Raw genomic sequence first — 26,347 nt, 5'->3', positions numbered from 1 at the left:
GCGTCCTCAGATAGATGCCATGACCGACAACGCACTCACCCTTGCCCATCAACGCCTGCTGCTGCCCGCCGGGCTGGATTTCGGCGGCCTGGAACGCACCTTCGGCACCCTGCTGGGGCCGGGCATCGATTTTGGCGACCTGTACTTCCAGCATGCGCGCCGCGAAAGCTGGAGCGTGGAGGACGGCATCGTCAAGGACGGCGCCCATTCGATCGAGCAGGGCGTGGGCGTGCGCGCCATCGCCGGCGAGAAGACCGGTTTTGCCTATTCCGACGACATCCACAGCGATGCGCTGCTGGCGGCGGCCCATTCGGCCCGCGCGATTTCGCGCGAGGGCGGGGCGCAGCAGGCGCGCTCGCTAGTGCGTGGCAATGGCCGCGCGCTGTACCCGGCGCTGGACCCGATCGACGGCATCGGCAACGAGGCCAAGGTCGAGGTGCTCAAGCGCCTGGACCGCTACCTGCGCGCGGCCGACCCGCGCGTGCAGCAGGTGATGGTGAGCCTGTCCGGTGGCGTGGACACAGTGCTGATCGCGCGCAGCGACGGCGTGCTGGCCGCCGACATCCGCCCGCTGGTACGACTGAACGTACAGGTGATCGTGGAACAGCAGGGCCGCCGCGAATCCGGCTATGCCGGCGGTGGCGGCCGCTACAGCTACGAGGAACTGTTCGCCGACGGCCGCCCGGAGGGCTTCGCCCGCGAGGCGCTGCGCCAGGCCCTGGTCAACCTGGAGGCGATCCCGGCCCCGGCCGGGGTGATGACCGTGGTGCTCGGCCCGGGCTGGCCCGGTGTATTGCTGCACGAGGCGGTGGGCCACGGCCTGGAAGGCGATTTCAACCGCAAGGGCACCAGCGTCTATGCCGGCCGGGTCGGCGAGCGCGTGGCCGCCCCGGGCGTGACCATCGTCGATGACGGCACCCTGGACGGCCGCCGCGGGTCGTTGAACATCGACGACGAAGGCCACCCGACCCAGTGCACCACGTTGATCGAGGACGGCATCCTGGTCGGCTACATGCAGGATTCGCTCAACGCGCGGCTGATGGGCGTGGCCCCGACCGGCAACGGCCGCCGCGAGTCGTTCGCGCACATGACCATGCCGCGCATGACCAACACCTACATGCGCGCCGGCCAGCACGACCCGGAAGAAATGATCCGTTCGGTCAAAAAGGGCCTGTACGCGGTCAACTTCGGCGGCGGCCAGGTCGACATCACCAGCGGCAAGTACGTGTTCTCGGCCACCGAGGCCTACCTGATCGAAGACGGTAGGATCACCGCGCCGGTGAAGGGCGCCACGCTGATCGGCAATGGCCCGGAAACCATGCAGAAGGTACGCATGATCGGCAACGACCTGGCCCTGGACGAAGGCGTGGGCATCTGCGGCAAGGATGGCCAGAGCGTGCCGGTCGGGGTGGGCCAGCCGTCGTTGTTGATCGACGGCATCACCGTGGGCGGCACCCAGGCCTGAGCCGGGATGCGCCCGATGCAACGGTTTGAACACGCCGGAGCCGGCCTGGTGCCGGCACTGTCGCGCGGGCGCCGGGACTCAGTCCTCGGCGTTCTCGTCGATATCGGTGTCGGCCGCCGGGTCCCGATCATCGGCGTCGGCGTCGACATGCAGGCCTTCCAGGCCCAGCGCGGCCGGCAGCATCAGCGTCCGCAGCGTCTGGTAGATCTCGCGGAACGCGCGCGGCGGCTTGTTCTTGGCGCGTTCGGCCTGGGCATTGCGTACCAGGGTGCGCAGCTGCTGGCGGTCGGCCTGCGGGTATTCGTCCAGCAGCGCGCCCAACGCCTTGTCGCCGTCCTTCATCAGGCGCTCGCGCCAGTCTTCGACCCGGTGCAGCATGGCCACTTCACGGCGCGAGGTGTCGCTGTTGACATCCAGCGCGTCGCGCAGCGCATCGAGCACGGCATCGTCTTCGCGGCGCATGTGCTTGGCCAGGAACGCCAGTTGGCGCTTGTGGGCGATATGGGCGGTGATCCGCTTGGCCTCGGCGATGTGCGGCAGCAGGTCTTCGGGCACCGGCAGGCGGGCCAACTGGGCCGGGGTCAGCGCGACCAGCTTCTCGCCCAGGGCCAGCACGTCCAGTGCAGCCCGGCGGTTCTGGCTGCGGCTGATATCAAGGAATTCACCGGTTTCTTCGTCGCGTCCGCGCATCGTCTTATTTCCACATCCGTAAACTGTGCCCCGCGTCGCGCCGGGCACTAACCCCCACAGGATAAAGCATTGAACGTGATCTCCCCTGAAGTGGCTCCGGCCGACGACAGCCTGCAGCGCCTGGAGCAGCTGGCCGATATCTCCCAGCGCCTGCTGGAGCGGGCCCGGGCCCTGGGCGCGACCCAGGCCGAGGTCAGCTGCAGCGACGAGCGCGGGCTGGATGTGAACGTGCGCCTGGGCGAGGTCGAGACGGTCGAGGCCACCCGCGACCGCGGTATCGCGGTGACCGTGTACTTCGGCCAGCGCAAGGGCAGCGCCAGCACCGCCGACCTGCGCGAGGACAGCCTGGAATCGACCGTGGCCCAGGCCTGCGCGATCGCCCGGCATACCGAGGACGACGATGCGGCCGGGCTGGCCGATGCGGCCCTGATGGCCCGCCAGTTCCCCGACCTGGACGGCTGGCACCCCTGGGAACTGAGCGCCGACCAGGCCGTGGACCTGGCCCTGGCCTGCGAGGCGGCCGGGCGCGAGGCCGACGGCCGCATCAGCAATTCCGACGGCGCCTCGGCGGCCACCGCGCAGAGCCTGTCGGTATATGCCAACTCGCATGGCTTCATCGGCCGCGAGCGCAGCAGCCACCATTCGATCGGCTGTGCGCTGATTGCCGGCCAGGGCGATGGCATGCAGCGCGATGGCTGGTACAGCAGCGCGCTGGCCCGGGAAGACCTGGAGTCGCCGGCGGCGATCGGCCGCCATGCCGCCGCGCGCACCGTGGCCCGGCTGCAGCCGCGCTCGATGGCCACCGCGCAGATGCCGGTGCTGTACGCGCCGGAGGTGGCGCGCTCGCTGATCGGGCACCTGCTCGGCGCGGTGTCCGGCGGGGCGCTGTACCGCCGCGCCAGCTTCCTGCTCGACAGCGTCGGCACCCGGCTGTTCCCGGACTGGTTCGGCATCGAGGAACTGCCGCTGCTGCGCCGCGGCCTGCGTTCGTCGGCGTTCGACGGCGACGGGGTGGCCACGCGCAATGCGGCCCTGGTCAGCGACGGGGTGCTGCAGCGGTATGTCCTGGGCAGCTACTCGGCGCGCAAGCTGGGTCTGCCGACCACCGGCAACGCCGGCGGCGTCCACAACCTGCAGGTCCGGGCCAATGCCGGCGACCTGGCCGCGATCGCGCGGCAGATGGGCGAGGGCCTGCTGGTCACCGAACTGATGGGGCAGGGCGTCAACGGGGTCACCGGCGACTACTCGCGCGGGGCCGGCGGTTTCCGCGTGGAGAACGGCGAAATCACCTACCCGGTGGACGGCATCACCATCGCCGGCAACCTCAGGGACATGTTCGCCAGCATCGAGGCGGTGGGCACCGACGTGGACCGCCGCTCGCACGTGCAGGTGGGCTCGATCCTGGTCGGCCGGATGACCGTCGCGGGCAACGATTGACGTATTCTATGGGCGCTGCCCAGGCAGGCGGGGAGCCTGCCCAGCTGTACCCACATTCGAACAAGGAGTTTCTCGTGAGCGATTTCGACAACGTCACCGCCCCGCCGCCGGCACCGGCCGGTGAGGCACCGTCCGACCAGCGCACCATGGCGCTGGTGGCCCATATCCTGGGCATCTTCACCGGCTTCATCGGTGCGCTGATCATCTGGCTGGTCAACAAGGACGACAGCAGCAAGCCGTTCGTGGTCGATCAGTCCAAGGAAGCCCTGAACTTCCAGATCACCGTGGCGATCGCCTACATCATTTCCAGCATCCTGGTCGTGGTGCTGATCGGCACGCTGATGCTGGCGGCGGTGTGGGTGGCCAACCTGGTGCTGTGCATCCTGGCCGCGGTCAAGGCCAACAACGGCGAAGCCTACCGCTACCCGTTCACGCTGCGCCTGATCAAGTAACAGACAGCGCAAACGCACAGTAGAACGCCCGGGATTCCCGGGCGTTTTCTTTTTGGCATCACGTATGGCGATCGACTGTTGGTCGATCACGGCGCAACGCGCGGCGCATCAATAGCTACGTTCCACCGCCAACCGCCCCAGCGCACGCAATGCATCGGCGCGCTCGCCGTAACCGGCCAGGCTGTCGTGCATGCGCTGGTTGAGCATGGCCAGGTGCGCCTTGGCGCCGTCCATGCCGAGCAGGGCGGGGAAGGTGGACTTGGCCTGCGCCTGGTCCTTGCCGGCGGTCTTGCCGAGCTGTTCGGAACTGGCCTCGACATCGAGGATGTCATCGCGCACCTGGAAGGCCAGGCCGAGCGCGCTGGCGAAATCGTCCAGCTGCAGCATCTCGCTCTGCGCCGCGTCGCCGCACAGCGCGCCCATCCGCACCGCCGCGCGGATCAGCGCGCCGGTCTTCAGTGCATGCATGCGCTGCAGCGCCTCCAGCGGCTGGGCCTGGCCGGTGGCGTCGATGTCCAGCGCCTGGCCGCCGCACATGCCGGCCGCGCCGGAGGCGTGGGCCAGCGACTGCAGGCAATGCACGCGCAGCATGGCCGGCAACGCCGCGTCGGCGAGCAGGCCGAAGGCGCGGGTCTGCAGCGCGTCGCCGGCCAGGATCGCGGTGGCCTGGTCGAAGGCGATATGGGTGGTCGGCCGGCCGCGGCGCAAGGCGTCGTCGTCCATCGCCGGCAGGTCGTCGTGCACCAGCGAATAGGCGTGGATCAGTTCAACGGCCATCGCCGGGGTGTCCAGCGCGTGTTCGTCGGCGGCAAACAGCTGGCCGCTGGCATACACCAGCAGTGGCCGCATGCGCTTGCCGCCGCCGAGTACCGCATAGCGCATTGCCTGGTGCAGGCGTTGCGGCGCGTGGTCGGGGGAGGGCAGGCAGGCGTCGAGCTGGCTTTCAATGCGGTCGCGCCAGCGCGCGAACGCGGACTCAACCGTCATGGCCGGGCGGGTCGAAGGGTTCGGCGCTGTCCGGCTGGGCCGGGTTGCTGAGCAGGCGCACGCGCAGTTCGGCCTGTTCCAGCGCCTGCTGGCACTGGCGGTACAGGCCCACGCCGCGCTCGTAGGCGCTCAGGGACTGTTCCAGGCTCATCTCGCCGTTTTCCATCTTCTCCACCAGTTGCTCCAGTTCTTCCAGCGACTGCTCGAAGTGGGCGACCGGGGAGGTTTCGTTGGGGGACTTCTTGGGCATGGGGCAAGTGTGATGCGCCAACCCGGTGGGGTCAATTCACGCCGCGCCCGGGGTCCAGCGCAGGCATGCGTGGTGTTCATCCAGCCACTGCTGCAGCGGTGCGGCGATCACCTGGTCGCCGGCGGCCATCAACACCTCGCCGTCGAACAGCAGCGGCAACTGGCGGCGTTGCCAGGGCGGCAGGCCACCGCGCTGCAGCAGGTCCTTGAGCGCGTGGGAATGGGTGCGGCCGGGCAACTGGATGCGTTCGCCGCCGCGGCGTGCGCTGATCTGCAGCGCGTTGCGCAGACGCGGCGCGCCGATCAGTTCCAGCTGGCCGCCATCGGGCAGTGCCAGTGGCGCGCGTCCGTCCCAGTGCACGCTCCAGTGCGGTGGCAGGGCCAGGGTGGTCGACAACAGGTGCAGCTCGCCGCGCCAGCGGCGGATGCGGGCGCCCTGCCAGGCAAACTGCGCATCGGCGTCGTGGGCGGCCGGCAACAGCTCGCGTTCGATCGCCTCGATGCCGGCGGCCGGCAGCGGCGGCAGGCCGCACTGGCGCACCCAGCGGCGCAGCAGGCGGGCGCGACGCTCGCGCGGCTGCTTGAGCAACCGGGCGCAGTCGAGCACGCCGGCGGCCACGCTGCAGCGGCGCAGCAGTTCGCGGTCGGAGACGTCCAGCAGGCGCTGCGATTGACCGCACAGGTCGGCGCTGCGCGCGAAGGCGGCGTCGGCCTGCGGCCAGCGTTGCTGCAGCAGCGGCAGCACGTGCAGGCGCAGGAAGTTGCGGTCGGCGTCGTCCAGCGCATTGCTGGGGTCGTCGATCCAGTGCAGTTGGTGGGCGCGGGCGTGGGCCAGCAGGTCGCTGCGCGGCAGCTGCAGCAACGGGCGCCACACCTGGCCGGTGGCGAACGGGGCCTGTGCGCGGATCGCGGCCAGCCCGTCCACGCCGGAGCCGCGCAGGGCGCGCAGCAGGAAGGTTTCGGCCTGGTCATCACGGTGGTGGGCCAGGGCCAGCCATTCGCCCGGCTGCAGGGCGTTGGCGAAGGCGTCGCGGCGGGCGTGGCGGGCGGCCGCTTCCAGGCCCTGGCCGCTGTCGCGGGCGACATCGACGTGGATTACCTGCAGCGCGATGTCCCATTGGGCGCATAGCGCGCGGCAATGGTCGACCCAGTCTTCGGCCACCGCCTGCAGGCCGTGGTGCACATGCAGCGCGCGCAGGCCGGCGGCACGTTGGGCCGGGGATTGGGCCAGCCAGTGCAGCAGCACGGTCGAATCCAGCCCGCCACTGAAACCGACCAGGACCGGCGTGGGAGAAGCGGGGAAGGGCGGAAGCGGGCTGGTCATCGGGCCGGTAGGGAGGAGGGGGCGGGGAGTGCCGGCACTGGGCCGGCACCCGTTATCGCACCGACCCAGGGTCGGTGGCTACCCGCTGCCCGGGCGCCGCGGTCAGCGGGCGGCGGGGCTGCGTTCGAACGCGGCCGGCTTGGGCAGTTCCACCGGCACGCCCTTGGCATCGCAGGTGCCGGCCTGGCACAGGCGCTGGCGCAGGCGCGGGGTGGCCTGCACGATCAGGTGGTAGATCGCGTTCTGTTCCATGGTGCCACCGACCGCTTTGCTGCCCGGGCCGCGCGCCCAGATGCCGACGTCTTCGCCGCCATGGGTTTCACTCTTGCTCGGCACCAGCGCTTCCTGCATGTAGTCCTCGTCTTCGGTGTCGACGTGGCTCAGGTCCGGGCGGCCGGCGGCCGGGTCGAAGCTGCTGGGGTTGTGCGGGTAACGCTTGGGGCCGGCCGGCTGCTGGTTGCTGCTGCCGGTGTAACCGGGGCCGTTGGCGTAGGTCAGGGTGGTGTAAGGCAGGCCCAGGCCGTCGCGGGCCAGGTCCAGGGCGCCGGTGCCGTCTTCGCCGCCCTTGTCCTTGACCTTGCCCAGGATCGGGTTGCCGCGGGCCGGGTAGCCGACGAAGTTCAGGGTATGGGAGTGGTCGGCGGTTACGATGATCAGGGTGTCCTGGTCGGAGGTGGCCTCCACCGCGGCGCGCACCGCATCGGACAGCGCCACGGTATCGCTCAGCGCGCGGTAGGCGTTGCCGCTGTGGTTGGCATGGTCGATGCGGGCGCCTTCGACCATCAGCACGTAGCCTTCCTGGTGCCTGGCCAGGGTGCCGATCGCCGCACGGGTCAGCTCGGCCAGGCTGGGTTCGCCGGCCGGGTCGTCCTTGCGTTCGGCTTCGTAGCGCATGTGGTCCGGCTCGAACAGGCCCAGGATCGCCGGCGCATCGGCGGCGGCCTGCAGCTGTTTGGCGTTCCACACATAGGCGCCGCGCGGATGGGCCTGCTGCCATTCGCCGACCAGGTTGCGCCCGTCCAGGCGCTGGCCGACCTTGTCGTCGTACTCCGGATCGCGCTCCTGGACGGTGGTGAACTGGGCGCGGCCGCCGCCCAGGGCAACCAGCGGGCCGCGGCCGTAGCGCGAGGTGGACAGCAGCTGCTGGGCGATGTCCTTGCAGCCGGCGGCCTTGGCGGCCTCGGGCAGGTCGGCGTCGTTTTCCCAGTTGCGCTCGGGCGAGTGCGCATAGGTGGCCGCCGGGGTGGCGTGGGTCAGGCGCGCGGTGGAGACGATGCCGGTGGCCATGCCGGCGCTGTCGGCCAGCTGCAGCCAGGTCAGCAGTTCCTTGTTGAGGCTGTCGGCGCAGTCATTGCGGGTGCCGGCGCTGACGCCGATGGCGCCCATGTGGGTCTTCACGCCGGTGGTGATGGCGGTCATGGTCCCGGCCGAGTCGGGGGTCTGCGAATCGGTGTTGTAGGTCTTGCTGAATGCGGTAGCCGGGAAGCGTTCCCAGGACAGCAGGTTCTCTTCGCCGGGGTTGCCGTTGCGCTGGCCCTCGAAGATGCGGGCGGCGGCCACGGTGGTCAGGCTCATGCCGTCGCCGAGGAACAGGATGACGTTCTTTGCCTTGCCGTCCATGGCACCGTTGCCGGCGGCGCGGGCGGCGCCGCTGCGGTACCACCATTGCGGGGTTTCACCGGCCGGGTGGGCCACGGCGGGGACGTCGACCGCAACCGCGCCGGCGGCGCTGGGGGCGGGGGAAGTGCTGGCGCAGGCGCCCAGCAGCAGGGTGGTGGCGATGGCCGCCACCAGGGACGTGGTACGGGACATGGACAGGCATATCTCACAGGTGAAACGGGCGTTCATTATGCAGAAGGACGCAAGGCACGCCGATGACACGCTGATTTTCCGTGTGCGTCTCGTTCCGGGGGGCAAGGTTGGGCTAAGGTGCCTAGCTGTCGAATTCTCTCTGGAACGCTCATGAAGCTGGTCTCTGCCTGGTTGCGGATTCCGTTCTGGCAACGGGTGCTCGGCGGCTTCGTGCTGGGTGCGCTGGCCGGCTGGCTGCTCGGGCCGGCGGCGGAAACCTGGTTCGGTCCGCTCGGGGACCTGTACGTCACCCTGATCAAGATGATCGCGGTGCCGCTGGTGTTCTTCGCGGTGATCAATGCGATCTCCTCGCTGCACGGGCAGAAGTCGGTGGCCGCGCTGGGCGGGCGCACCTTCCTGTGGTTCATCATCACCGCCGCGCTGGCGGTCTGCGTGGGCCTGGCGGTGGGCACGCTGCTGCAGCCGGGCACCGGCAACCTGAGCCTGAGCATGGACCACGGCTACACGCCGCGCGAAGTGCCCAGCGTGATCAAGGTGCTGATGGATGTGGTGCCGTCCAACGTGTTCTATGCCTTGACCGGCATCGGTACCAAGCTCAACGCGGCCGGCGAGACGGTGCTGGTACCCGGGCGCGGTTCGATCCTGCCGGTGATCTTCTTTGCCGGGCTGCTGGGTTTTGCGATGGTCAAGCTGGGCGACAAGGTCGCCGAGGCGCGCAAGCTGACCGGGCAGCTGAGCGAGATCATGATCCAGGTCACCCGCTTCGTGCTGGAGATGACCCCGCTGGGTACCTTCGGCCTGATCGCCGGCCTGGTCGGCAGCTACGGCTTCGAGAAGCTGCTGCCGCTGGGCAGTTTCGTGCTGGCGCTGTACGTGGCATGCGCGTTCCACATCGTGGTGGTGTACGGCGGGCTGCTGTTGTCGCATGGCCTGAATCCGCTGAAGTTCTTCCGTGGCGCGGCGCCGGGCATGCAGGTGGCGTTCGTGAGTTCGTCGAGCTTTGCGGCGATGCCGGCGGCGATGCGTTCGATCACCCACAACCTGGGGGTGAACAAGGATTACGCTTCGTTCGCGGTGCCACTGGGCGCCAGCATCAAGATGGATGGCTGCGGTGCGATCTACCCGGCGCTGTGCGCGGTATTCATCGCCCAGTACACCGGCACGCCGCTCACCCCGGAGCAGTACATCGTGGTGTTGATCGCCTCGGTGCTGGGCAGTTTCGGCACGGCCGGCGTGCCGGGCACGGCGGTGGTGATGGCCACGGTGGTGTTGAGCGCGGCCAACCTGCCGCTGGAAACCATCGGCTACCTGTACGCGATCGACCGCATCCTGGACATGATGCGGACCATGACCAATGTCACCGGGCAGATGCTGGTGCCGGTGCTGGTGGCCAAGGAAACCGGGTTGCTGGATCAGTCGGTATACGACAATCCCTCGACCAACCTGGGGGTGGACGAGCTGGAGAAAAAAGCGTCCTGAGCGCAGCGGGTGCGCTCGATACCACGGGCCCGCCGATGCGGGCCTGTTCTGTATCCGGCAACCTGAGCAGGGGCTGTAACGGGTGTATCGACCGGTGCAACACCGGTGATACACCCCCCTGCCAGGCCAGCAAAAACGGGAGTGTGGCGGCAAGATGCGCTGGTTCAGCCGGCCGGTCGCCAACGGCGCTGTAACATCCCCGTTGCGCCATGAGCCCGGGCAGGCCCACCAAACCCGCGCCATTGCAGGGTTTGGCAGTTGGCACGATTGCTGCGTTACCCCTCGGCACGTTTCGAGGAGGGCGCCATGGACCGCATTGCCGCACATCGCACGACCCGCGCCGGCGTTTGCCTGCTGGCCGCGCTGGCGTTGCCGATGGCCGCGCAGGCCTCCGGCGCGCGCCAGGGGGTGAAGGCGCTGCCCGGTGAGATCGTGCTGCTGCGCGATGTCCCGGCACGGCCTGCCTACCGGCCGGCACCGCCGGGCATGGCGCTGATCGCCGATCCCTCGCCCAAGCGCGAAGTGGGGCAGGCGCTGGGTACCGCGACCGGTCTGGACGAACTCAGCGACGCCGACTACGCCGCGCTGGGCGCCAACCCCGGCGGCGGGGCCGGGCACGCCCCGACCACCATCGAACGCGCTACCGGTACCAACGTCACCGCCACCCTGGGCAAGGCCACCGATAACGGCATGCTGTCCGGCGGGCAACTGAGCAATGCGATCGGCGGGCCGATGGGCGCGGTGAGCGGGGCGACCCGCGGCATCGGCGACCAGGTGCGCGGCGCGCTGGCGCAGTTCCCGCTCGGCGCACCTGCGGGCGGGCCGGGCAAATGAAGCGCCTGCACCGACTGCTGCTGGCTACGGTCACGGCCATGGCATCGCCGCTGCCGCTGCAGGCGCAGCAGGCCGATGACTACTCCGGCATGCTGTCCTATCTCACTACCAGCCGCATCGACGGCCGCGCGCTGTCTGCGGCCGATGGCGCCATCACCGTCAACATGGCCGCCGGCGATCTGAACCAGCAGGCCAACCTGCTGGCCATCGCCAATGGCGGCAACGCGCATATCGCCATCAATGCCCGCCAGCAGCACCGCGCCAACCGGGTGCTGGGCGAGGGCGCGATGGATGCCAGCGCCAGTATCGGCGGGCAGGCACTGAACGGCGCCAGCGGCGTCGTCATGATCAACCAGGCCAGCGGCACCGGCAACGCGACGCTCAACGTCGTCGCTGCCACGCTGGCGCAACAGGGCATACGCGAGTCCAGCGACGAGGCCTTGGCCGCGTCGGGGGTGATCGCGTCAGCAGGGGGGCAGGGCACCGCCAACAGCGGCACGTCCGCTGGAACCCGCAGCGTGGCGGTGGAAGCCACCGCGCTGCAGGGCTTGGCCGGCGTCCTGCAACTCAATCAGATCGCGGGATCCGGCAACGCCACCGCCAATCAACTGAGCATTTCGGTGCAGTCCACCCCGTGAGCAGTCACATCCACCCGATTGTCTGTGATGAGAGAGAGGGCACCATGAATACCAACATGAAACGGACCGTACTGGCACTGGCCATCGCCGCCGCATCGGCCTCGGCCGGCGCCGATGGCTGGGGCGACAACCAGAACCAAAGCGCCAACATCAACCACGTGCACAACGTGACCGAAACGCGCACCAACACCGATACCGATACCAGTACCGACTCGCGCACCTGGAACCGCACCCGCAACACCACCACCAACAGCACCAGCAATTCCACCGTCAACAGCGATGTGACCCGCAACCGCAATGTGACGGTCAACGAGAACAGCAGCATCCAGGCCAACGAGCGCAAGGAAAAGAACAACCACGGCGTCGATGTGAATCTGGAAAAGGATCTGCGCCTGAGTTCGGACATCCGCTTCTCCGGCGACCCGGAAATCACCGGTTCGATCGACCTGGATTCGGCCGCGATCGCGGTGATCGACAACCGCCAGTCGATCAGCAACAACACCGCGGCCAACAGCCTGGTCACCAACAGCGCTTCGATCGCCGATGACGTCGGCACCGATGCGTCGGGCAACCTGGGCTTCAACGTAGCTGCCGGCGACAACAACGCGCAGGACAATGCCGCCTCGCTGTCGGCGGCCGACGCGTCCTTCAGCTTCGGCATGGCCGATGCCGAAGTGTTCGTCAACCAGTCCGGTACCGGCAACACCACGCTCAATGCCGGGGTGACCAATGCCGCCGGCCTGGGCGGGGCTGCCTTCAGCGGTGCGTCGGGCAACCTCGGGGTGAACATCGCCTCGGGTAACAACAACGAGCAGAAGAACGCGCTGGCTGCCTCGGTGGCCACCAGTGCCTATGCCACTTCCAGCATCAGCTCCAACCAGGTGTCCTCGGGCAACAGCGTGGCCAACGCCGGCTACCTGCGCTCGATGACCGACACCGTCGATGTCAGCCTGCGCGGCCGCGTGGCCGGCGGCACGCTGGCGGTGGGCGCGGGCACCTACAGCGGCAGCGGCAACGCCTACCAGAAGGACAACTACTACCTCGACACCTGGAATGGTGAGCTCGACCATCCCAGTGGCAGTGCCACCGGCCACATCGATATGGACAACGAGATCCAGAACGCAACGGCCAACCCGAACCGGGAAGGCGTGGGCGGTATCGCCTTCGATACCGATGAGAGCGGCACCAGCCGGTTCGTCGAACTGGGGGTGGCCGACCTGTACGCCAGCCTGAGCGGCACCGTCTCCACCACCCGCTGGGTGAACGTGGATGCGACCAACACCGCGGCACTGTCGGGCAGCGCGTTCTCCGGCGCCACCGGCAACATCGGGGTGAACGTCGCGGCCGGCACCGGCAACCTGCAGGCCAACAGCCTGGCGCTGGCCGTTGCCCAGCCGTCCACCGGCGGCGGTGGCGGTGGCCCGGAACAGTAAGTCTGTCCGGTTCCGCAGGCAACACGCGTTGAGCGCAACAAGCCCGGCCATCCGCCAATGACCGGGTTCCCGGGGGTCCCTGTCCCATCCTCCCCCTTTGGGGCAGGGGCTCCCACCTATCCGGAGCCACGCCGATGTTCAAGCACGCACTGTGCGGGTCGTTGTTGCTGCTGTTGCTGCCGTGTGGCGCCGTGCGCGCCGGCGAGATCGGTTTCAGCGGCGTGCTGCCCAATGGGGCGGTGCTTACCCGGCACGTGGAAAGCATGCAGGAGCGGCGCTTCCGCAACGTGGTGCGGCAACACACCGATTACAGCTGCGGCGCGGCCGCACTGGCCACCCTGCTGCGCCATGCCTACCACCTGGAGGCCGACGAAGGCACGGTGATCGAAGGCATGATGGGGGTGGCCGATCCGCAACTGGTCCACCAGCGCGGTTTTTCGCTGCTGGACGTCAAGCGTTACGTGGAATCGCTGGGCATGCGTGGGCGCGGCTACCGCGTCGATGAAGAGCGCCTGCGCTCGCTGCGCGTGCCCGGACTGGTGCTGATGGATGTGCGTGGCTTCCGCCATTTCGTGGTCCTCAAACAGGTCCGCGGCGATGTGGTGGATCTGGCCGACCCGATCCTGGGCAATCGCAGTATCCCCGTCAGCGAATTTCTCGCGGCATGGCCGTCGCGCGCCGTATTCGTCGTGATCGGCAGTGACTTCGATCGCAACACGGTGCTGCTGCAGCCCGGGCAACGGCCCAGTGCGCGTTCGCTGTATGCGCGACAGGGGCCGATCACCGAAGCGGAGCTGGTCGATTTCGGCTTCACCCATGCCGACTTGTTCTAGGAGGCACCATGAACATCGCACGCTGCACTCAAGGCGTACTGCTGCTGACCCTGTTGGGGGCTGCACCGGTGCATGCCCAGGAAGGACGGCCCGGCAAGGGTCTCAATGAAATCCCCGATCCCGAGTTGAGCCTGATGCGTGGGCGCTACGCGGTCAACGGCAGCAGTGTGGCCTGGTTCGGAGTGACCATGATCACCCAGTGGAACAGCGGTGGGCAGGCAGCCCGCAGCGCGCTGACCCTGGGCATGGATTTCCGTGCCGGCGGCACGCCAAAAGTGAGCTTCACCCCATCGGTGACGGTGACCGCCGTCGATGCGCCGCTGCCGGTCTTCACCGGCCGCAGCATCGATGCCAGCGGCCTGCAGAACGTGGCCGGGCTGACCCAGAGCATCCAGCTGGCCGGTGACGGCAACCTGGCCCACAACACCACCGCGCTCACCGTGCGCGATGGCGATGTGCCCGCCGCAGCGACGGCGCAGGGCCAGACGCTGGCCAGCGTGCAGCAGGGCCGGGTCAACGCGGTGGCGCAGCTGGACGGCAACAACGCCAGGGTGCAGCTGCAGATCGACGGCGTCGGTGCGGTGCAGCAGTGGATCCGCAGCGGCAGCGTCGGCCAGAGCATCGCGCTGGGCAGCGACGGCCAGGCCGCCAGCAACCGCATGCAGATCGATCTTGTCAGGCAGTCCCTGGCCAGCAACGTTCCGCTGAGCCAGAACGTGGCCCAGGCGATGACGCTGGTGCGGGGCGTGGGCATGGGGCCGGGCCAGTAATCCCAGGGCCGGGCAGGGGGCATGACAACACAACATGGACCAAGGCAATGCACACCTCGATACGGGCAACACCGCTGGCGCTGGCGGCGCTGGCACTGATCGCCGCCGCCGGCGCGCACGCGCAGGCGGCACCGGCCAATGAGGCCGACGTCAAGGCGCTGATCGCGCAGCTGGAAACCCTCAAGGCCAACTACGCCCAGGAAGTACGCCGGCTGCGCGAACTGGACATGCAGGTACAGGCGATGCAGGCCCGGCTGTCCGGCAGGACCGCCGCAGCGCCCGGCGGCACCACGCCGCCACCGCTGCCTGCCGCTGCACCGGCAGCAGCGGCCGGCAATGACGGCTACGCCAGCAGTGCCGAAGAGGCCCAGCAGGCCAGGCAGGCGTCGCGGCGCAGCGTCGACGACGTCAAGCAGCAGCAGGCGGCCTTGTTCAGCCGTCGCTTCACCCTCGAAAACAGCCTCACCTACGCGCGCTATGACCGCAAGCAGGTCACCCTCAACGGCTTCCTGGCACTGGATGCGATCTTCCTGGGCAACATCGCCATCGAGAACGTCGAATCGGACACGCTGACCTACAACCTGGCCGCGCGCTGGGGTGTCAGCCCACGGTTGACCCTGAACCTGGATGTGCCCTATCTGGCGCGCAAGACCGTGTTCCAGAAAGGCGGTGCCGGTGGCTCGGCCGCCGCCATCGCGCAGGAGGAAACCACCGGCACCGGCATCGGCGATGTCGGCCTGAGCGCCAACTACCGCCTGTTCGCCGAACACGGACGCTGGCCGGAGACGGTGCTTACCGTGGGTGCAACCGCGCCGACCGGACGGGCGCCGTATGGGCTGGACTGGACGGTGCTGGAGCGCGATGACGATGACTACATCCGGTTTGCCGTGCCCGAGCAGCAGCCCACCGGCAACGGCGTCTGGCAGGCCAATGTCGGGCTGTCGGCGGTCAAGACCGCCGACCCGGCGATCCTGTTCGCCAATATCGGCTACATCCACTCTTTCCCGCGCGGCTTCGACGACCTGGATGCCAACCCCGATACGGTCAACCCCGGCGAGGTGAAGCTGGGCGGGTCGTATTACTTCGGTGCGGGCGTGGCGTTTGCCTTCAACGAGCGCACCAGCCTGAGCATTTCCTTCAGCGACAAGCTCAGCAGCCGTGCATCCACCCGCTACCGCAACGGGCAGTGGTTCAAGGTGATCGGCAGCGACGCCAATGCCGGCACCCTCAACCTGGGCATCACCTATGCGCTCAACCGCAACACCACCCTGGTCAGCATGCTGGGCATCGGCCTGACCCCGGACGCGCCGGATTTCACGCTGGCCTTCAAGGTGCCGTACATGCTGTGAGCGTTGCCGCTCACAGCATGTACGGTGGAGCATTCCACCTAAACCCCCGCGCCTTCGGCGCGCCCCCCCTTCAACACGAAGGGGGGCTCCTTGTCGGATGGATTTTTGGATTGCCCGGGGCTGGGTGCTGGCGATGGATCAGCGCAGTTCGGGGAGGGCGAGCTGGTGCTTGCGGCACAGGCGGTAGATGGTGACGCGCGAGACCTGCATGTGGCGGGCGCAGGCGCTGATGTTGAAATCGGCCTGGCGCAGCGCACGCAGCAGGGTGTCGCGCTCGGCCAGGCGGCGCGCGTCGTGCAGCGGGTACGGGATAGCCGGTTGCGCCGGTTGCAGTTCCAGATCGCCGGCATCGATAAGTTCGCCTTCGGCGACGATCGCCGCGCGCTGTACCCGGTTGAGCAGTTCACGCACGTTGCCGGGCCAGGCAAAGCTCTCCAGCGCCCGGATCGCCTCGCCGGTGAAGCCGCGCGCGCGGGTTACGTGGCGGTCGCGGAAACTGGCCAGGAAGTGGCGCGCCAGCAGGGCGATGTCGCTGCCGCGGTCGCGCAGCGGCGGTAGCGGCAGGCGCAGCACGTTGAGCCGATAGAACAGGTCGCGACGGAACCGGCCCTGCGCCACCGCCTGTTCCAGGTCGACATGGGTGGCCGCCAGCACGCGTACGTCCACCGCCAGCGGCCGGTTGCTGCCGACCCGTTCGACGGTGCCTTCCTGCAGTACCCGCAACAGGTTGGTCTGCGCATCCAGCGGCAGGTCGCCGATCTCGTCCAGGAACACGGTGCCGCCGCTGGCCGTCTCGAACAGGCCCAATCGCCGGCTGGCCGCGCCGGTGAAGGCGCCGCGTTCGTGGCCGAACAGTTCCGACTGCACCAGCGCGGCGGGGATGGCCCCGCAGTTGATGGCCAGGAACGGGCGCGCATGGCGCGGCGACAACGCATGCAGGGCCTGGGCGGCCAGTTCCTTGCCGGTGCCGGTTTCGCCGGTGATCAGCACCGGCAGGTCGACCGGTGCGAATTTGCGGATGGCCTGGCGGGCGACCTGCAGCACCGCGCTTTCGCCGATCAGCGACGGCGCGCCGTGCACGGGCGTGCACTGGGCATCGCCGGCCAGCTGCTGCAGGCGGCTGACCATGCGGGCCAGGTCGAGCGGGGCGGCATAGGTTTCCAGGCAGCCGGCCAACAGCGGTTGCAGGGCCGGCAACGAGGGCGATGTTGCGGCCGGCAGGATCGCCAGCAGGGCCATGTGCCGGTGCTGGTCGAGCAGGGCCTGCAGGCGGGCGGGATTGTCCGGCACCGTGGTGCGCAGGTCGAGCAGCCCGACCACCTGGTCGCGGCCGCGCATGCCGATGGCCATGCAGTCGTCGGTGACCACCCCGCGCACCTGCCAGCCGGCCGCGGCCAGGGCGGCACGCTCGGCCGCCAACGGGTGCCCAAACCAGATTACACACCGGGCCGGAACATCAGGGACTGCCGCCATGCGTCACCGTGTCGACGAAGGGTTCGGGCGGTACCTGGGTCAGCGTGGGTGCCATGGACGTGCCGCCCCACGTCCGGGTCCGTCGCCCGCTGCCGTTCGGCCGCAGGCGCATCGTCGGCCGCCAATGGCTGGCAACGACTACAGGTACAACGCCGATTGGGACGCGCAGCGGCCATCAGTGCGGGCGACCGTGCGCCCACGCCCATCCCCGGGCAGGATGCGGCTGGCCAACGAAAAAGGCCGCTGCAGGGCAGCGGCCTTCAGGCAGGGGGCGTGCAGCCGGCCGTTACAGGTCGACGCGGCGGGCCTGCATGAACTTGCCGCTCCAGTAACCGCTCATCAGGCTGTCCACGCGCACGTCCTTGCCGGTGCTCGGGGCATGCAGGAAGCGGCCTTCGCCGACATAGATGCCGACATGGTCGACCCGGCCCTTGCGGCCGAAGAACACCAGATCGCCAGCGGCCAGCGCATTGCGGTCGTTGATCAGCTGGGCCTCGCCGTCGTGGGCCATCTCACGCGAGACGCGCGGCAGTTCGATGCCCAGGGCAGTGCGGAACACGTAGCCGACCAGGCCGCTGCAGTCGAAGCCGCTGTCCGGCGAGGTGCCGCCCCAGCGGTACGGCGTGCCCAGCAGGGTCATCGCGCGGCGCAGCAGGGACTGCACCTTGCCGTTGTCGGCCGCGCCACCGACCACCGCGCCATTGGCGGTGCTGGCGTCGTAGTTGGCGAGCAGGCGGCTGAGATCGCCGGCGAACATCGCCGAGCGGTCCATCAGCGGGATGGTGTCGTTGGCCGCCAGGTGCGGCAGCAGGGCGGCGAGGGTGGCGCTGGCAGCGGCATCGGCCTTGCTGCGGGCGGGGGCATCGGCTTTGGGCTTGGCCACCGCGGAGGATTCGGGGGTGCTGGCGCCAGCCGGAGCGGCGTCTACAGCGGTCGTCGGTGCGGTCTGGGCCCAGGCTGGAAGGCTGGACAGGCAAAGCGCAAGGGCGAGGAAAACGGGTCGGGTGCTACGCCTGGGGGCGGCGGTCTGGCCTTGATTTGGCAGGTCGGCTGTCGTCACGCGGCGGTCACTGAATAAAAACGATGGGTGATCATGCCGTGTAAGCCGGGTGATTAAGTACAAATTTCGTTAAATTTTCGTTTAGAAGCATGTGATGTCCATCACAAAATCGGACCTTACCCCTGTTCAGTTTAGTGCAGGACACGTTTCGCGCCGGTGTAGTGGTCCTTCCAGTACGACCCGCCCAGCGAATCCAGGCGGACCGTGCCGCCGGTGCTGGGGGCGTGCACGAAGCGCCCTTCGCCGACATAGATGCCCACGTGCGAAACATTGCCGCGGCTGCCGAAGAACACCAGGTCGCCCGGTGCCAGCCGCTGCGGGTCGATCTTCGGGCCCTGCACCGCCGCCAGGTCGCGCGAGGTGCGCGGCAGCTTCAGGTCGAGCATCTCGCGATAGACATAAGTCACCAACCCGCTGCAGTCGAAACCGGACTCGGGGGTGTTGCCGCCGTAGCGGTAGGGCGTACCGACCAGGCCGATGGCGCGCATCAGCACCGCGTTGGCCGCCTGCGGGTCGTTCGGGGCAACGCTGGGCCAGACCCGGGTGGAGGCCGGCGGTGCGGACGGGCGGCTGTTCTTGCCGCCACCGCAGGCGGCGAGCAGCAGCGTGGCGGCCAACAGGGACAGGCCGATGCAATGGCGGAGTGCGGTGGAAACTGGCGTCAGCTGCATGATGTCCGGATAATGCGCCATCTCAGGAGGCCGTCATGATGGCGGCGTATCCGGCGGGCGACAACCCGCCCCACCCGTCTGCCCCGGCAGCGACCACCCAGAGTTGCGCATGAAGATCGAAAAAGACCGCGTCGTCCGTTTCCATTACACCGTTGCCGAGCAGGGCCAGGAGCCGATCGAAAGCTCCAGGGACCGTGATCCGCTGGCGATCCTGATCGGCCACGGCAACATCATCCCGGGCCTGGAAAACGCCATGATGGATCAGGAAGCCGGCGCCAGCTTCGATGTCGATGTGAAGGCGGCCGACGCCTACGGCGAGCGCCGCGAGGGCCTGACCCAGCGCGTGCCGAAGAAGCATTTCGGCAATACCCGGTTGGTCCCGGGCCAGCAGGTAGTGCTGCAGACCAACTTCGGCCCGCGCGCGGTCACCGTGCAGAAGGTCGGCATGAGCGTGGTCGACGTCGACCTGAATCATCCGATGGCCGGCAAGGACCTGCATTTCGCGGTGGAGATCATCGACGTGCGCGAAGCGGCGGCCGAAGAACTCGAACACGGCCACGTGCACGGCGATGGCGGTCACCAGCATTGATTGATGCAGGTCCGGGCGTCGCCCGGGCCTGCCCCCGCGCGCTGGTAGGTCCGACCCACGGTCGGACACCAGCGGCGCAGGCAACGGCATAATGGCCGCCCCGGTCCGCGGATTGCCTGTGAACGCTGCTTCTCTTTCCCTGCAGCCAGTGGCTGCCGGCGACCGCATCGCGGTCCTGGATATCCTGCGCGCGGTGGCGCTGATCGGCATTCTGCTGATGAACATGGAGGCCTTCAGCGGACCGCTGGATCTGTCCTTCACCGGCATCGACCCGCACTGGCAGGGCTTGGACTATGCCGCCGACGCGCTGGTCTACGTGCTGGTGCAGGGCAAGTTCTTCACGCTGTTCTCGCTGCTGTTCGGTGCCGGGTTTTCGATCATGGCCCAGCGCGCCGAGGCGGCGCGGCGCGACTTCGCCCCGTTCTACCTGCGCCGCAGCGCCGCGCTGCTGCTGATCGGCCTGTGCCATGCGCTGCTGGTCTGGTCCGGCGACATCCTGATGATCTATGCGCTGATGTCGCTGCCGCTGCTGGCCTGCCGCGAGGCGCCCACGCGCTGGCTGCCGGCCATGGGCGTTCTGGTCTACCTGGCGGCGGCGGTGCTGATGCTGCTGCTGGGCGCGATGATGGGCCTGGCCGCGCATGTGGAGGTGGGCAACGCGCAACTGCGCGAGACGCTGGTGCAGGCCCAGCAGGTGATCGAACAACAGCGCCAGGCTTACGGCCATGGCAGCTACGCGCAGGCCGTGCTGCAACGCCTGCATGACCTGGGCGCCTCGTCCACCGCGATCGTGGTGGTCGGCCCGGAAGTGCTGGGCATGTTCCTGATCGGCAGCTGGTTCGGGCGCAGCGGTGCGCTGGCCCACCCCGAACGGTTTGAACGCCTGTACCGCCGTCTGCGCTGGATCGCCCTGCCACTGGGGCTGGCGTTGATGCTGGGCAGTGCGGCGTGGGTGCCGTATGTGGCGCCGGGCACGTTCACCCCGGTCAGCGGGGCCGCCTTTGCCCTGTCCTCGATCGCCTCGCTGCTGATGTGCCTGGGTTACCTGGCCTGGACCGTGCACGCGCGCCGGCGCCTGCAGTGGCTGGCGCCGATGGGGCAGATGGCCTTGACCCATTACATCGGCCAGTCGCTGGTCTGCACCCTGGTGTTCTATGGCTATGGCCTGGGGGCGTTCGAACAGCTGCCGCGCGCGTGGCAGCTGCCGTTCGCCCTGCTGCTGTGCGCCCTGCAGCTGGCGATCAGCCATGCCTGGCTGCGCGTTTTCCGCTTTGGCCCGCTGGAATGGCTGTGGCGCGCGATGACCTACCGGCAGTGGCCAGCGTTGCGGCGACCCGTGCAGGGGTGAGCGGCCGGCACCGATCGGTGCCGGGGTGGATCGCAGTGTTCGGCCCATCCTCACCTCTGCTGCGCACCTGCGCATGGCATGCTCGGGTTGGATATCGGGTCGATCGCCGACCCTGCACCTACCAAGCCGAGCGATGCCAATGACGATGCAATACGACTATGACCTGATCGTGCTGGGCGGTGGCTCCGGCGGATTGGCCGCGGCATTCCGCGCCGCCCAGCATGGGCAGCGGGTGGCGATGCTGGAGCCGGGCGAGCTGGGCGGCACCTGCGTGAACGTGGGCTGCGTGCCGAAGAAGGCGATGTGGCTGGCCGCCGACCTGGCCGAGCGGATCGGCATGGCCGCGGCGATGGGCTTTGATGTACCGCTGCGGCCGGCGCTGGACTGGAAGGAACTGGTGGTGCACCGCCAGGCGTATATCGCCAACATCCACGCCAGCTATCTCAAGCGCCTGGACGGCAGCAAGGTGGTGCGGGTACCCCGCCGCGGCCGGCTGGTCGATGCGCATACGGTGGAATGCAGCGATGGGGTGCGCATCAGCGCCGCGCACATCCTGATCGCCACCGGAGCCCACCCGCAGCGTCCGGACATTCCGGGCGCGGAACTGGGCTCGATCTCCGATGATTTCTTCAACCTGTGCGGGGCGCCCGAGCGGGTGGCGATCGTCGGTGGCGGCTACATCGCCGTCGAGCTTGCCGGACTGCTGCAGGCACTGGGCAGCAAGGTGTCCCTGCTGGTGCGCGGCGAACGCCTGCTGGAACGCTTCGATGCGGAACTCACCGCGCAGCTGGCCGAGAACCTGCGCGACCAGGGCGTGCAGCTGCACTTCGGATATCGCCTGCGCGAACTGCGTCGCGACGGCGACCATCTGTTGGCCTATGGCCACGACGGTCCGCATGACGGGCGCTTCGACCAGGTGTTCTTCGCCACCGGGCGCCGCGGCAACAGCGCCGGGCTGGGATTGGAAGCACTGGGCATCGTGGTGGGCGACAAGGGCGAGGTGGAGGTCGACAATTGGCAGACCACGGCCGTGCCCAGCGTGCATGCGGTCGGCGACATCGCCGGCAAGGTCGGCCTGACCCCGGTGGCGATCGCCGCGGCGCGCAAGCTGATGGACCGTCTGTTCGGTGGCAACCCACAGGCGAAGATGGACTACGACAACGTGGCCAGCGTGGTGTTCTCGCATCCGGCACTGGGCGCGGTCGGCCTGAGCGAGGAAGACGCGCGCCAACAGCACGACGACGTACGCGTGTACCGCAGCAACTTCCGCCCGATGCTGCAGGCGCTGTCCGACGGTACCCAGCGCAGCCTGTTCAAGCTGGTCTGCGTGGGCGAAGACGAGCGCGTGGTGGGCGTGCACCTGCTCGGCGATGCCGCCGATGAAATCCTGCAGGGCTTCGCGCTGGCGGTGAAGATGGGCGCGACCAAGGCGCAGTTCGACGACACCGTGGCGATCCATCCGACCTCCGCCGAGGAAGTCGTGCTGATGCGGTAGCAACGCGCATTCGCGCATCGCTCCCAAGGTTTGCGATGCAAACCTTGGGCCCCGTCTCACCATCACCCACATCCCCGCGCCTGTCGGCGCGCCCCCTTGACTCAAGGGGGCTGCTCCACCCGCCTGGAATCGGTGGGTGCCGAGCATGCGACAATTCCTGTTCCCCCGCTGCCCAGCCGCCTCCGTGCGGCTGTCCGCCGTCCTGATGTCTTCACCCGCTTCCTCGCTGCCCACCTCGTCCAGCCGCATCGCCGCCGGCGGCATCGTACTGGCCGCGGTCGGCGCCATTGCCGCCTCGGGCAAGGCGGTGATCGTCAAGCTGGCCTACCGGCACGGCGTGGATGCCACCACGCTGCTGGCGTTGCGCATGCTGATGGCGTTTCCGTTGTTCGCATTGCTGGCGCTGTGGTCGGCGCGGCGGGCCACGGCATTGTCCTGGGCCGATCGCGGCCGGGTGCTGTGGCTGGGCTTCACCGGCTACTACCTGTCCAGCCTGCTCGATTTCCAGGGCCTGCAATACATCAGCGTGACCCTGGAGCGGTTGATCCTCTACCTCAACCCGACCCTGGTGCTGCTGATCAGCCTGGTGCTGCTGAAAAAACGCCCCGGGCGCTGGCAGCTGGCCGCGCTGGGCCTGAGCTACCTGGGCGTGCTGCTGGCCTTCGGCCACGACCTGCAGCTGGAAGGCGGAAGCATCGTGCTGGGCAGCGCGCTGGTGCTGGGCAGTGCGCTGAGCTATGCGCTGTATCTGTTCGGCAGTGGCCAAGTGGTGGCGCGGATCGGTGCGATCCGGCTGACCGCCTATGCCAGCTGCGTGGCCTGCGTGCTGTGCGTGCTGCACTTCGCGCTGCTGCACCCGCTGGTTGCATTGGGCCAGGCACCGCCGCCGGTGTACTGGCTGTCGCTGCTCAATGCCACGGTCTGTACGGTGCTGCCGGTGCTGGCGATCATGCTGGCGGTCAAGCGGATCGGCTCGTCGTTGGCCGCGCAGGTGGGTATGCTCGGTCCGGTATCCACCATCGTGATGAGTCTATGGCTGCTCGACGAACCCATGGGGCCCTGGCAGATCCTGGGGACGACGCTGGTGCTGGTCGGCGTGCTGCTGGTCAGCCGCGTGCGCGGGTGACCGCGGCCGCTGGCGAAGACGCCGCCGCGCAGGCGCGCGAGCGCATCCTGGCGGTGATCCGGGCGATTCCGCGCGGGCAGGTGATGGGCTATGGCCAGGTGGCGGCCAAGGCCGGCCTGCCGGGCCGGGCGCGGTTGACCGCCCGCGTGCTGGGCATGAACGAGGATCCGGACCTGCCCTGGCACCGGGTGCTGCGCTCGGATGGTCGCATCGCCATGCCGGAGGGCTCGCGCGGCTGGCGCGAGCAGAGCCAGCGGCTGCGCGCCGAAGGCGTGGCGATCGAGCGCGGGCGGGTCAGGCAGATGCCGCGCAGCGGCGGCGACGACCTGGATGCGGCGCTATGGGGTCCTGGCTGACCCGGCGCATCATCCTGCGCGGGTGAATGCGACACGCCCGGTGGCCGCCAGGCCCGGGCACTGCCGCTATGATGGGCACGGTTCCAAAGGATGCCTCCATGTTTCCGCGACTGCCCACCGTCACCAAGGCACTGTTGATCGCCAACATCGTGCTGTTCCTGCTGCAGCAGCCGTTCCTGCTCGGCAACGGCACCTTTGAGCCGTTCATGCTGCAACCCCTGCGCGGCGGCTTCGATCCGTTCTCGCCCGGCGGCAACTTCCAGCCCTGGCAGCTGCTGACCTACGGTTTCCTGCATGGCGGCTTCAGCCATCTGTTCTTCAACATGCTGGCGCTGTTCATGTTTGGCGCGCCGCTGGAGCAGACCTGGGGCGAGAAGCGGTTCCTGACCTATTACCTGGTGTGCGTGGCTGGTGCGGGCGTGTGCCAGTTGCTGGTGGGCGCGATGATGACCGACCCGGCCACCGTGCTGGGCGCCTCGGGGGGCGTGTTCGGCCTGCTGTTGGCCTACGGCATGTTGTTCCCCAACCAGCGGGTGATGCTGCTGTTCCCGCCGATTCCGATGAAGGCGCGCACCTTCGTGATCGTGTTCGGTGCGATGGAGCTGGTGCTGGGCGCCACCGGTTGGCAGCCAGGCGTGGCGCACTTCGCGCACCTGGGCGGGATGCTGTTCGGCTGGCTGCTGATCCGCTACTGGCGCGGCCAACCGCCGTTCAACAAACGGCCGCCCGGTGGTCCGCGGCCGAACCACCTGCGCCGGGTGAAGTAGGCCGGCGCAACACTCGCAGGGACGCTGCATCGTGAAAGTACTGATCCTCGGCGGCTATGGGGTGTTCGGCGGGCGCCTGGCGCGGCTGCTGTCCGACCTGGCCGGCCTCGAACTGCTGATCTGCGGCCGCAACCTGGAGGCCGCCAGCGCGTTCTGCGCCAGCTACCACGGCCAGCCCGTGCTGCGCCCGCTCAAGGTGGACCGCCGGCACATCGATACGGTGTTGCTGGCCGAACAACCGGACCTGGTGGTGGATGCGTCCGGGCCCTTCCAGGACTATGGCGACCAGCCCTACGGGGTGGTCCAGGCCTGCATCGCGGCGCGGATTCCCTATCTGGATTTTGCCGACGCGGCCGATTTCGTGTTCGGGGTGGCGCAGTTCGATGCGCAGGCCAGGGCGGCGGGCATCTACGTGCTGTCCGGGGTCAGCAGCTTCCCGGTACTGACCGCGGCGGTGCTGCGGCAGATGGCCGGCAGCATGGACATCGTCAGCGTGGACGGCGGGATTGCGCCGTCGCCGTATGCCGGGATCGGGCTCAACGTGATGCGGGCGGTGGTCGGCTATGCCGGCGCGCCGGTGAAGCTGACCCGCAACGGGCAGGCGGCGCATGGACGTGGCCTGGCCGAAAGCCGGCGCTTCACCATTGCCGTGCCCGGCAAGCTGCCGTTGCGCAACCTGCATTTCTCCCTGGTCGACGTGCCCGACCTGCAGGTGATCCCGCCCGAACACCCGACCCTGACCGATATCTGGATCGGTGCCGGCCCGGTACCGGAACTGCTGCACCGCATCTTGAACCTGCTGGCCGGGGCCAGGGCACGTTTCGGCCTGCCGTCGCTGCTGCCGCTGGCGCGGCTGTTCTACACGGTTCTGAACCTGATGAAGTTCGGCGAGCACCGCGGCGGCATGTTCGTGCGCGCCAGCGGGCGGCGCGACGGGGTGCTGGTCGAACAGACCTGGCATCTGCTCGCCGAGGGCGATGACGGCCCGTATATTCCATCGATGGCGATCGAGGCGGTGATCCGCAAGCTGCTGGCCGGTGAGCGGCCTGCCGCAGGCGCGCGCCCGGCCACCCATGCGCTGGAACTGTCGGACTACCAGCGGTTGTTCGAAGGCCGCTCGATCCACTGCGGATTCCGCCACGAGCAGCCTGGCGCAAGCCTGTACCAGCAGTTGCTGGGCAGCGCCTACGGCGCGCTGCCGGCGCCGGTGCAGGCGCTGCATGCCGGTACGCACGCGCGCCGCTGGACCGGTGTGGCCGAGGTGCGCCGCGGCACGGGGTGGCTGGCGCGGATCGTCGGCGCGGTGTTCGGCTTCCCGCCGGCCGGCCGCGAGGTGCCGGTGAGCGTGGCCTTCGCCCCCGAACGCGGCGGCGAGCGCTGGACCCGCGATTTCGACGGCCGGACGTTCTCGTCCTGGCAGCGGCGCGGGCAGGGCAGGAACGCGTGGCTGCTGGTCGAGCGGTTCGGCATCGTGGATGTGGCGTTGGCACTGGTGCTGGAGGACGACCGCCTGCACCTGGTGGCGCGCCGCTGGTCGTGCCTGGGCATCCCGCTGCCGAAGGCGCTGCTGCCTGGCGGGCGCACCTTTGAAACCGGACGCGATGGCCGTTTCGTCTTCGACGTGGAGATCGCCGCGCCGCTGGTCGGTCTGATTGCCGCCTACCGCGGCACGCTGCAGGCCGATCCCGGGTAGGTAGGTACCCACCGTTG

General features: G+C 68.7%; 25 protein-coding genes. 17 read left to right on the top strand and 8 right to left on the bottom strand.

Going from position 1 to position 26,347, the window contains the following annotated elements; all coding sequences use genetic code 11:
- Window positions 1-19 precede the first annotated feature (19 nt).
- A complete protein-coding gene (gene tldD / locus AC3ITM_RS13490; RefSeq protein WP_228884315.1) occupies window positions 20-1,465 on the top strand; it encodes a metalloprotease TldD in 1,446 nt (481 codons plus the stop codon).
- A gap of 78 nt (window positions 1,466-1,543) precedes the next feature.
- On the opposite strand, the gene yjgA is transcribed toward tldD, so the two are convergent.
- On the bottom strand, window positions 1,544-2,155 hold the full coding sequence (gene yjgA / locus AC3ITM_RS13485; protein ID WP_489265676.1) for a ribosome biogenesis factor YjgA: 612 nt from the start codon (window positions 2,153-2,155) through the stop codon (window positions 1,544-1,546).
- A gap of 69 nt (window positions 2,156-2,224) precedes the next feature.
- On the opposite strand from yjgA, the gene pmbA reads away from it, so the two are divergent.
- Together pmbA and AC3ITM_RS13475 are read left to right on the top strand one after the other, a co-directional pair.
- Complete coding sequence (gene pmbA / locus AC3ITM_RS13480; RefSeq protein ID WP_228884317.1) at window positions 2,225-3,592, top strand: metalloprotease PmbA; 1,368 nt, start codon at window positions 2,225-2,227, stop codon at window positions 3,590-3,592.
- 74 nt (window positions 3,593-3,666) lie between these two features.
- Window positions 3,667-4,044 carry a DUF4870 domain-containing protein gene (locus tag AC3ITM_RS13475; RefSeq protein ID WP_489265674.1) on the top strand — a complete coding sequence of 126 codons (378 nt, stop codon included), beginning with the start codon at window positions 3,667-3,669 and terminating at the stop codon, window positions 4,042-4,044.
- Window positions 4,045-4,152: 108 nt separating this feature from the next.
- On the opposite strand, the gene AC3ITM_RS13470 is transcribed toward AC3ITM_RS13475, so the two are convergent.
- The 4 genes from AC3ITM_RS13470 to AC3ITM_RS13455 all read right to left on the bottom strand — a co-directional run bounded on the left by AC3ITM_RS13470 (window position 4,153) and on the right by AC3ITM_RS13455 (window position 8,416).
- The gene (locus tag AC3ITM_RS13470; protein WP_489265673.1) at window positions 4,153-5,031 is read right to left on the bottom strand and encodes a polyprenyl synthetase family protein; all 879 of its coding nucleotides are present in this window, start codon (window positions 5,029-5,031) and stop codon (window positions 4,153-4,155) included.
- Window positions 5,021-5,281 carry an exodeoxyribonuclease VII small subunit gene (locus AC3ITM_RS13465; protein WP_489265671.1) on the bottom strand — a complete coding sequence of 87 codons (261 nt, stop codon included), beginning with the start codon at window positions 5,279-5,281 and terminating at the stop codon, window positions 5,021-5,023. Before AC3ITM_RS13465 ends, AC3ITM_RS13470 begins: the two co-directional genes overlap by 11 nt.
- 36 nt (window positions 5,282-5,317) lie before the next feature.
- Window positions 5,318-6,604, bottom strand: a complete 1,287-nt coding sequence (gene tilS / locus AC3ITM_RS13460) for a tRNA lysidine(34) synthetase TilS (protein ID WP_489265669.1) — start codon at window positions 6,602-6,604, stop codon at window positions 5,318-5,320.
- A 102-nt stretch (window positions 6,605-6,706) separates the two neighbouring features.
- Entirely contained in the window at window positions 6,707-8,416 is a 1,710-nt protein-coding gene (locus tag AC3ITM_RS13455) for an alkaline phosphatase (protein WP_489265667.1), read from the bottom strand.
- A 150-nt stretch (window positions 8,417-8,566) separates the two neighbouring features.
- Here AC3ITM_RS13455 and AC3ITM_RS13450 point away from each other — a divergent pair, with 150 nt between their 5' ends.
- From AC3ITM_RS13450 to AC3ITM_RS13420, 7 genes are all read left to right on the top strand, one after another.
- Window positions 8,567-9,895 carry a dicarboxylate/amino acid:cation symporter gene (locus AC3ITM_RS13450; protein ID WP_489265665.1) on the top strand — a complete coding sequence of 443 codons (1,329 nt, stop codon included), beginning with the start codon at window positions 8,567-8,569 and terminating at the stop codon, window positions 9,893-9,895.
- A 306-nt stretch (window positions 9,896-10,201) separates the two neighbouring features.
- Window positions 10,202-10,729 carry a hypothetical protein gene (locus AC3ITM_RS13445; RefSeq protein ID WP_489265663.1) on the top strand — a complete coding sequence of 176 codons (528 nt, stop codon included), beginning with the start codon at window positions 10,202-10,204 and terminating at the stop codon, window positions 10,727-10,729.
- Window positions 10,726-11,367: a hypothetical protein gene (locus AC3ITM_RS13440; RefSeq protein WP_489265661.1), complete on the top strand. Its 642-nt coding sequence runs from the start codon at window positions 10,726-10,728 to the stop codon at window positions 11,365-11,367. The genes AC3ITM_RS13445 and AC3ITM_RS13440 overlap by 4 nt, the downstream gene beginning before the upstream one ends.
- Before the next feature lie 44 nt (window positions 11,368-11,411).
- Window positions 11,412-12,800 carry an adhesin gene (locus tag AC3ITM_RS13435; protein ID WP_489265659.1) on the top strand — a complete coding sequence of 463 codons (1,389 nt, stop codon included), beginning with the start codon at window positions 11,412-11,414 and terminating at the stop codon, window positions 12,798-12,800.
- 134 nt (window positions 12,801-12,934) lie between these two features.
- Complete coding sequence (locus tag AC3ITM_RS13430) at window positions 12,935-13,633, top strand: C39 family peptidase (RefSeq protein WP_489265657.1); 699 nt, start codon at window positions 12,935-12,937, stop codon at window positions 13,631-13,633.
- An 8-nt stretch (window positions 13,634-13,641) separates the two neighbouring features.
- Window positions 13,642-14,403, top strand: coding sequence for a hypothetical protein (locus tag AC3ITM_RS13425; RefSeq protein ID WP_489265655.1), 762 nt, complete (start codon window positions 13,642-13,644; stop codon window positions 14,401-14,403).
- A gap of 47 nt (window positions 14,404-14,450) precedes the next feature.
- The gene (locus tag AC3ITM_RS13420; protein ID WP_489265653.1) at window positions 14,451-15,752 is read left to right on the top strand and encodes a hypothetical protein; all 1,302 of its coding nucleotides are present in this window, start codon (window positions 14,451-14,453) and stop codon (window positions 15,750-15,752) included.
- Window positions 15,753-15,890: 138 nt separating this feature from the next.
- Here the strand turns inward: AC3ITM_RS13420 and AC3ITM_RS13415 are convergent, their stop codons facing one another.
- The 3 genes from AC3ITM_RS13415 to AC3ITM_RS13405 form a co-directional block, all read right to left on the bottom strand.
- A complete protein-coding gene (locus AC3ITM_RS13415; RefSeq protein WP_489265651.1) occupies window positions 15,891-17,225 on the bottom strand; it encodes a sigma-54 interaction domain-containing protein in 1,335 nt (444 codons plus the stop codon).
- 286 nt (window positions 17,226-17,511) lie between these two features.
- On the bottom strand, window positions 17,512-18,285 hold the full coding sequence (locus AC3ITM_RS13410) for a C40 family peptidase (protein WP_489265649.1): 774 nt from the start codon (window positions 18,283-18,285) through the stop codon (window positions 17,512-17,514).
- Window positions 18,286-18,416: 131 nt separating this feature from the next.
- A complete protein-coding gene (locus tag AC3ITM_RS13405) occupies window positions 18,417-18,956 on the bottom strand; it encodes a C40 family peptidase (RefSeq protein ID WP_489270108.1) in 540 nt (179 codons plus the stop codon).
- Between the two features lie 109 nt (window positions 18,957-19,065).
- Here AC3ITM_RS13405 and AC3ITM_RS13400 point away from each other — a divergent pair, with 109 nt between their 5' ends.
- The 7 genes from AC3ITM_RS13400 (at window position 19,066) to AC3ITM_RS13370 (ending at window position 26,330) form a co-directional block, all read left to right on the top strand.
- Complete coding sequence (locus AC3ITM_RS13400; protein WP_228884331.1) at window positions 19,066-19,545, top strand: FKBP-type peptidyl-prolyl cis-trans isomerase; 480 nt, start codon at window positions 19,066-19,068, stop codon at window positions 19,543-19,545.
- Between the two features lie 91 nt (window positions 19,546-19,636).
- The gene (locus AC3ITM_RS13395; RefSeq protein WP_489265647.1) at window positions 19,637-20,893 is read left to right on the top strand and encodes a DUF418 domain-containing protein; all 1,257 of its coding nucleotides are present in this window, start codon (window positions 19,637-19,639) and stop codon (window positions 20,891-20,893) included.
- Window positions 20,894-21,032: 139 nt separating this feature from the next.
- The gene (gene gorA / locus AC3ITM_RS13390) at window positions 21,033-22,388 is read left to right on the top strand and encodes a glutathione-disulfide reductase (RefSeq protein WP_489265645.1); all 1,356 of its coding nucleotides are present in this window, start codon (window positions 21,033-21,035) and stop codon (window positions 22,386-22,388) included.
- A 205-nt stretch (window positions 22,389-22,593) separates the two neighbouring features.
- Window positions 22,594-23,514: a DMT family transporter gene (locus AC3ITM_RS13385; RefSeq protein WP_489265643.1), complete on the top strand. Its 921-nt coding sequence runs from the start codon at window positions 22,594-22,596 to the stop codon at window positions 23,512-23,514.
- The gene (locus AC3ITM_RS13380) at window positions 23,511-23,870 is read left to right on the top strand and encodes an MGMT family protein (RefSeq protein ID WP_489265641.1); all 360 of its coding nucleotides are present in this window, start codon (window positions 23,511-23,513) and stop codon (window positions 23,868-23,870) included. The genes AC3ITM_RS13385 and AC3ITM_RS13380 overlap by 4 nt, the downstream gene beginning before the upstream one ends.
- A gap of 98 nt (window positions 23,871-23,968) precedes the next feature.
- Window positions 23,969-24,637 (top strand): rhomboid family intramembrane serine protease, encoded by a 669-nt coding sequence (locus tag AC3ITM_RS13375; RefSeq protein ID WP_489265639.1) that lies wholly within the window; start codon window positions 23,969-23,971, stop codon window positions 24,635-24,637.
- Window positions 24,638-24,668: 31 nt separating this feature from the next.
- Window positions 24,669-26,330 carry a saccharopine dehydrogenase family protein gene (locus AC3ITM_RS13370; protein WP_489265637.1) on the top strand — a complete coding sequence of 554 codons (1,662 nt, stop codon included), beginning with the start codon at window positions 24,669-24,671 and terminating at the stop codon, window positions 26,328-26,330.
- Window positions 26,331-26,347: the final 17 nt, after the last annotated feature.

The sequence above is a fragment of the Stenotrophomonas sp. KH_029 genome (assembly GCF_057839765.1).
The sequence above is the reverse complement of the archived record's forward strand: the minus strand, read 5'-3'. Positions and strand labels throughout refer to the sequence as shown.

Excerpts from the sequence above, each read along its gene's own strand:
- AC3ITM_RS13375 (WP_489265639.1), top strand. The coding sequence starts at position 23,969 with ATGTTTCCGCGACTGCCCACCGTCACCAAGGCACTGTTGATCGCCAAC.
- AC3ITM_RS13420 (WP_489265653.1), top strand. The coding sequence starts at position 14,451 with ATGCACACCTCGATACGGGCAACACCGCTGGCGCTGGCGGCGCTGGCA.
- AC3ITM_RS13425 (WP_489265655.1), top strand. The coding sequence starts at position 13,642 with ATGAACATCGCACGCTGCACTCAAGGCGTACTGCTGCTGACCCTGTTG.
- AC3ITM_RS13435 (WP_489265659.1), top strand. The coding sequence starts at position 11,412 with ATGAATACCAACATGAAACGGACCGTACTGGCACTGGCCATCGCCGCC.
- tldD (WP_228884315.1), top strand. The coding sequence starts at position 20 with ATGACCGACAACGCACTCACCCTTGCCCATCAACGCCTGCTGCTGCCC.
- AC3ITM_RS13465 (WP_489265671.1), bottom strand. The coding sequence starts at position 5,281 with ATGCCCAAGAAGTCCCCCAACGAAACCTCCCCGGTCGCCCACTTCGAG.
- AC3ITM_RS13400 (WP_228884331.1), top strand. The coding sequence starts at position 19,066 with ATGAAGATCGAAAAAGACCGCGTCGTCCGTTTCCATTACACCGTTGCC.
- AC3ITM_RS13405 (WP_489270108.1), bottom strand. The coding sequence starts at position 18,956 with ATGCAGCTGACGCCAGTTTCCACCGCACTCCGCCATTGCATCGGCCTG.
- AC3ITM_RS13430 (WP_489265657.1), top strand. The coding sequence starts at position 12,935 with ATGTTCAAGCACGCACTGTGCGGGTCGTTGTTGCTGCTGTTGCTGCCG.
- AC3ITM_RS13450 (WP_489265665.1), top strand. The coding sequence starts at position 8,567 with ATGAAGCTGGTCTCTGCCTGGTTGCGGATTCCGTTCTGGCAACGGGTG.
- AC3ITM_RS13385 (WP_489265643.1), top strand. The coding sequence starts at position 22,594 with ATGTCTTCACCCGCTTCCTCGCTGCCCACCTCGTCCAGCCGCATCGCC.
- AC3ITM_RS13395 (WP_489265647.1), top strand. The coding sequence starts at position 19,637 with ATGGCCGCCCCGGTCCGCGGATTGCCTGTGAACGCTGCTTCTCTTTCC.
- AC3ITM_RS13440 (WP_489265661.1), top strand. The coding sequence starts at position 10,726 with ATGAAGCGCCTGCACCGACTGCTGCTGGCTACGGTCACGGCCATGGCA.
- AC3ITM_RS13470 (WP_489265673.1), bottom strand. The coding sequence starts at position 5,031 with ATGACGGTTGAGTCCGCGTTCGCGCGCTGGCGCGACCGCATTGAAAGC.
- AC3ITM_RS13445 (WP_489265663.1), top strand. The coding sequence starts at position 10,202 with ATGGACCGCATTGCCGCACATCGCACGACCCGCGCCGGCGTTTGCCTG.
- tilS (WP_489265669.1), bottom strand. The coding sequence starts at position 6,604 with ATGACCAGCCCGCTTCCGCCCTTCCCCGCTTCTCCCACGCCGGTCCTG.
- AC3ITM_RS13455 (WP_489265667.1), bottom strand. The coding sequence starts at position 8,416 with ATGTCCCGTACCACGTCCCTGGTGGCGGCCATCGCCACCACCCTGCTG.
- yjgA (WP_489265676.1), bottom strand. The coding sequence starts at position 2,155 with ATGCGCGGACGCGACGAAGAAACCGGTGAATTCCTTGATATCAGCCGC.
- gorA (WP_489265645.1), top strand. The coding sequence starts at position 21,033 with ATGACGATGCAATACGACTATGACCTGATCGTGCTGGGCGGTGGCTCC.
- AC3ITM_RS13415 (WP_489265651.1), bottom strand. The coding sequence starts at position 17,225 with ATGGCGGCAGTCCCTGATGTTCCGGCCCGGTGTGTAATCTGGTTTGGG.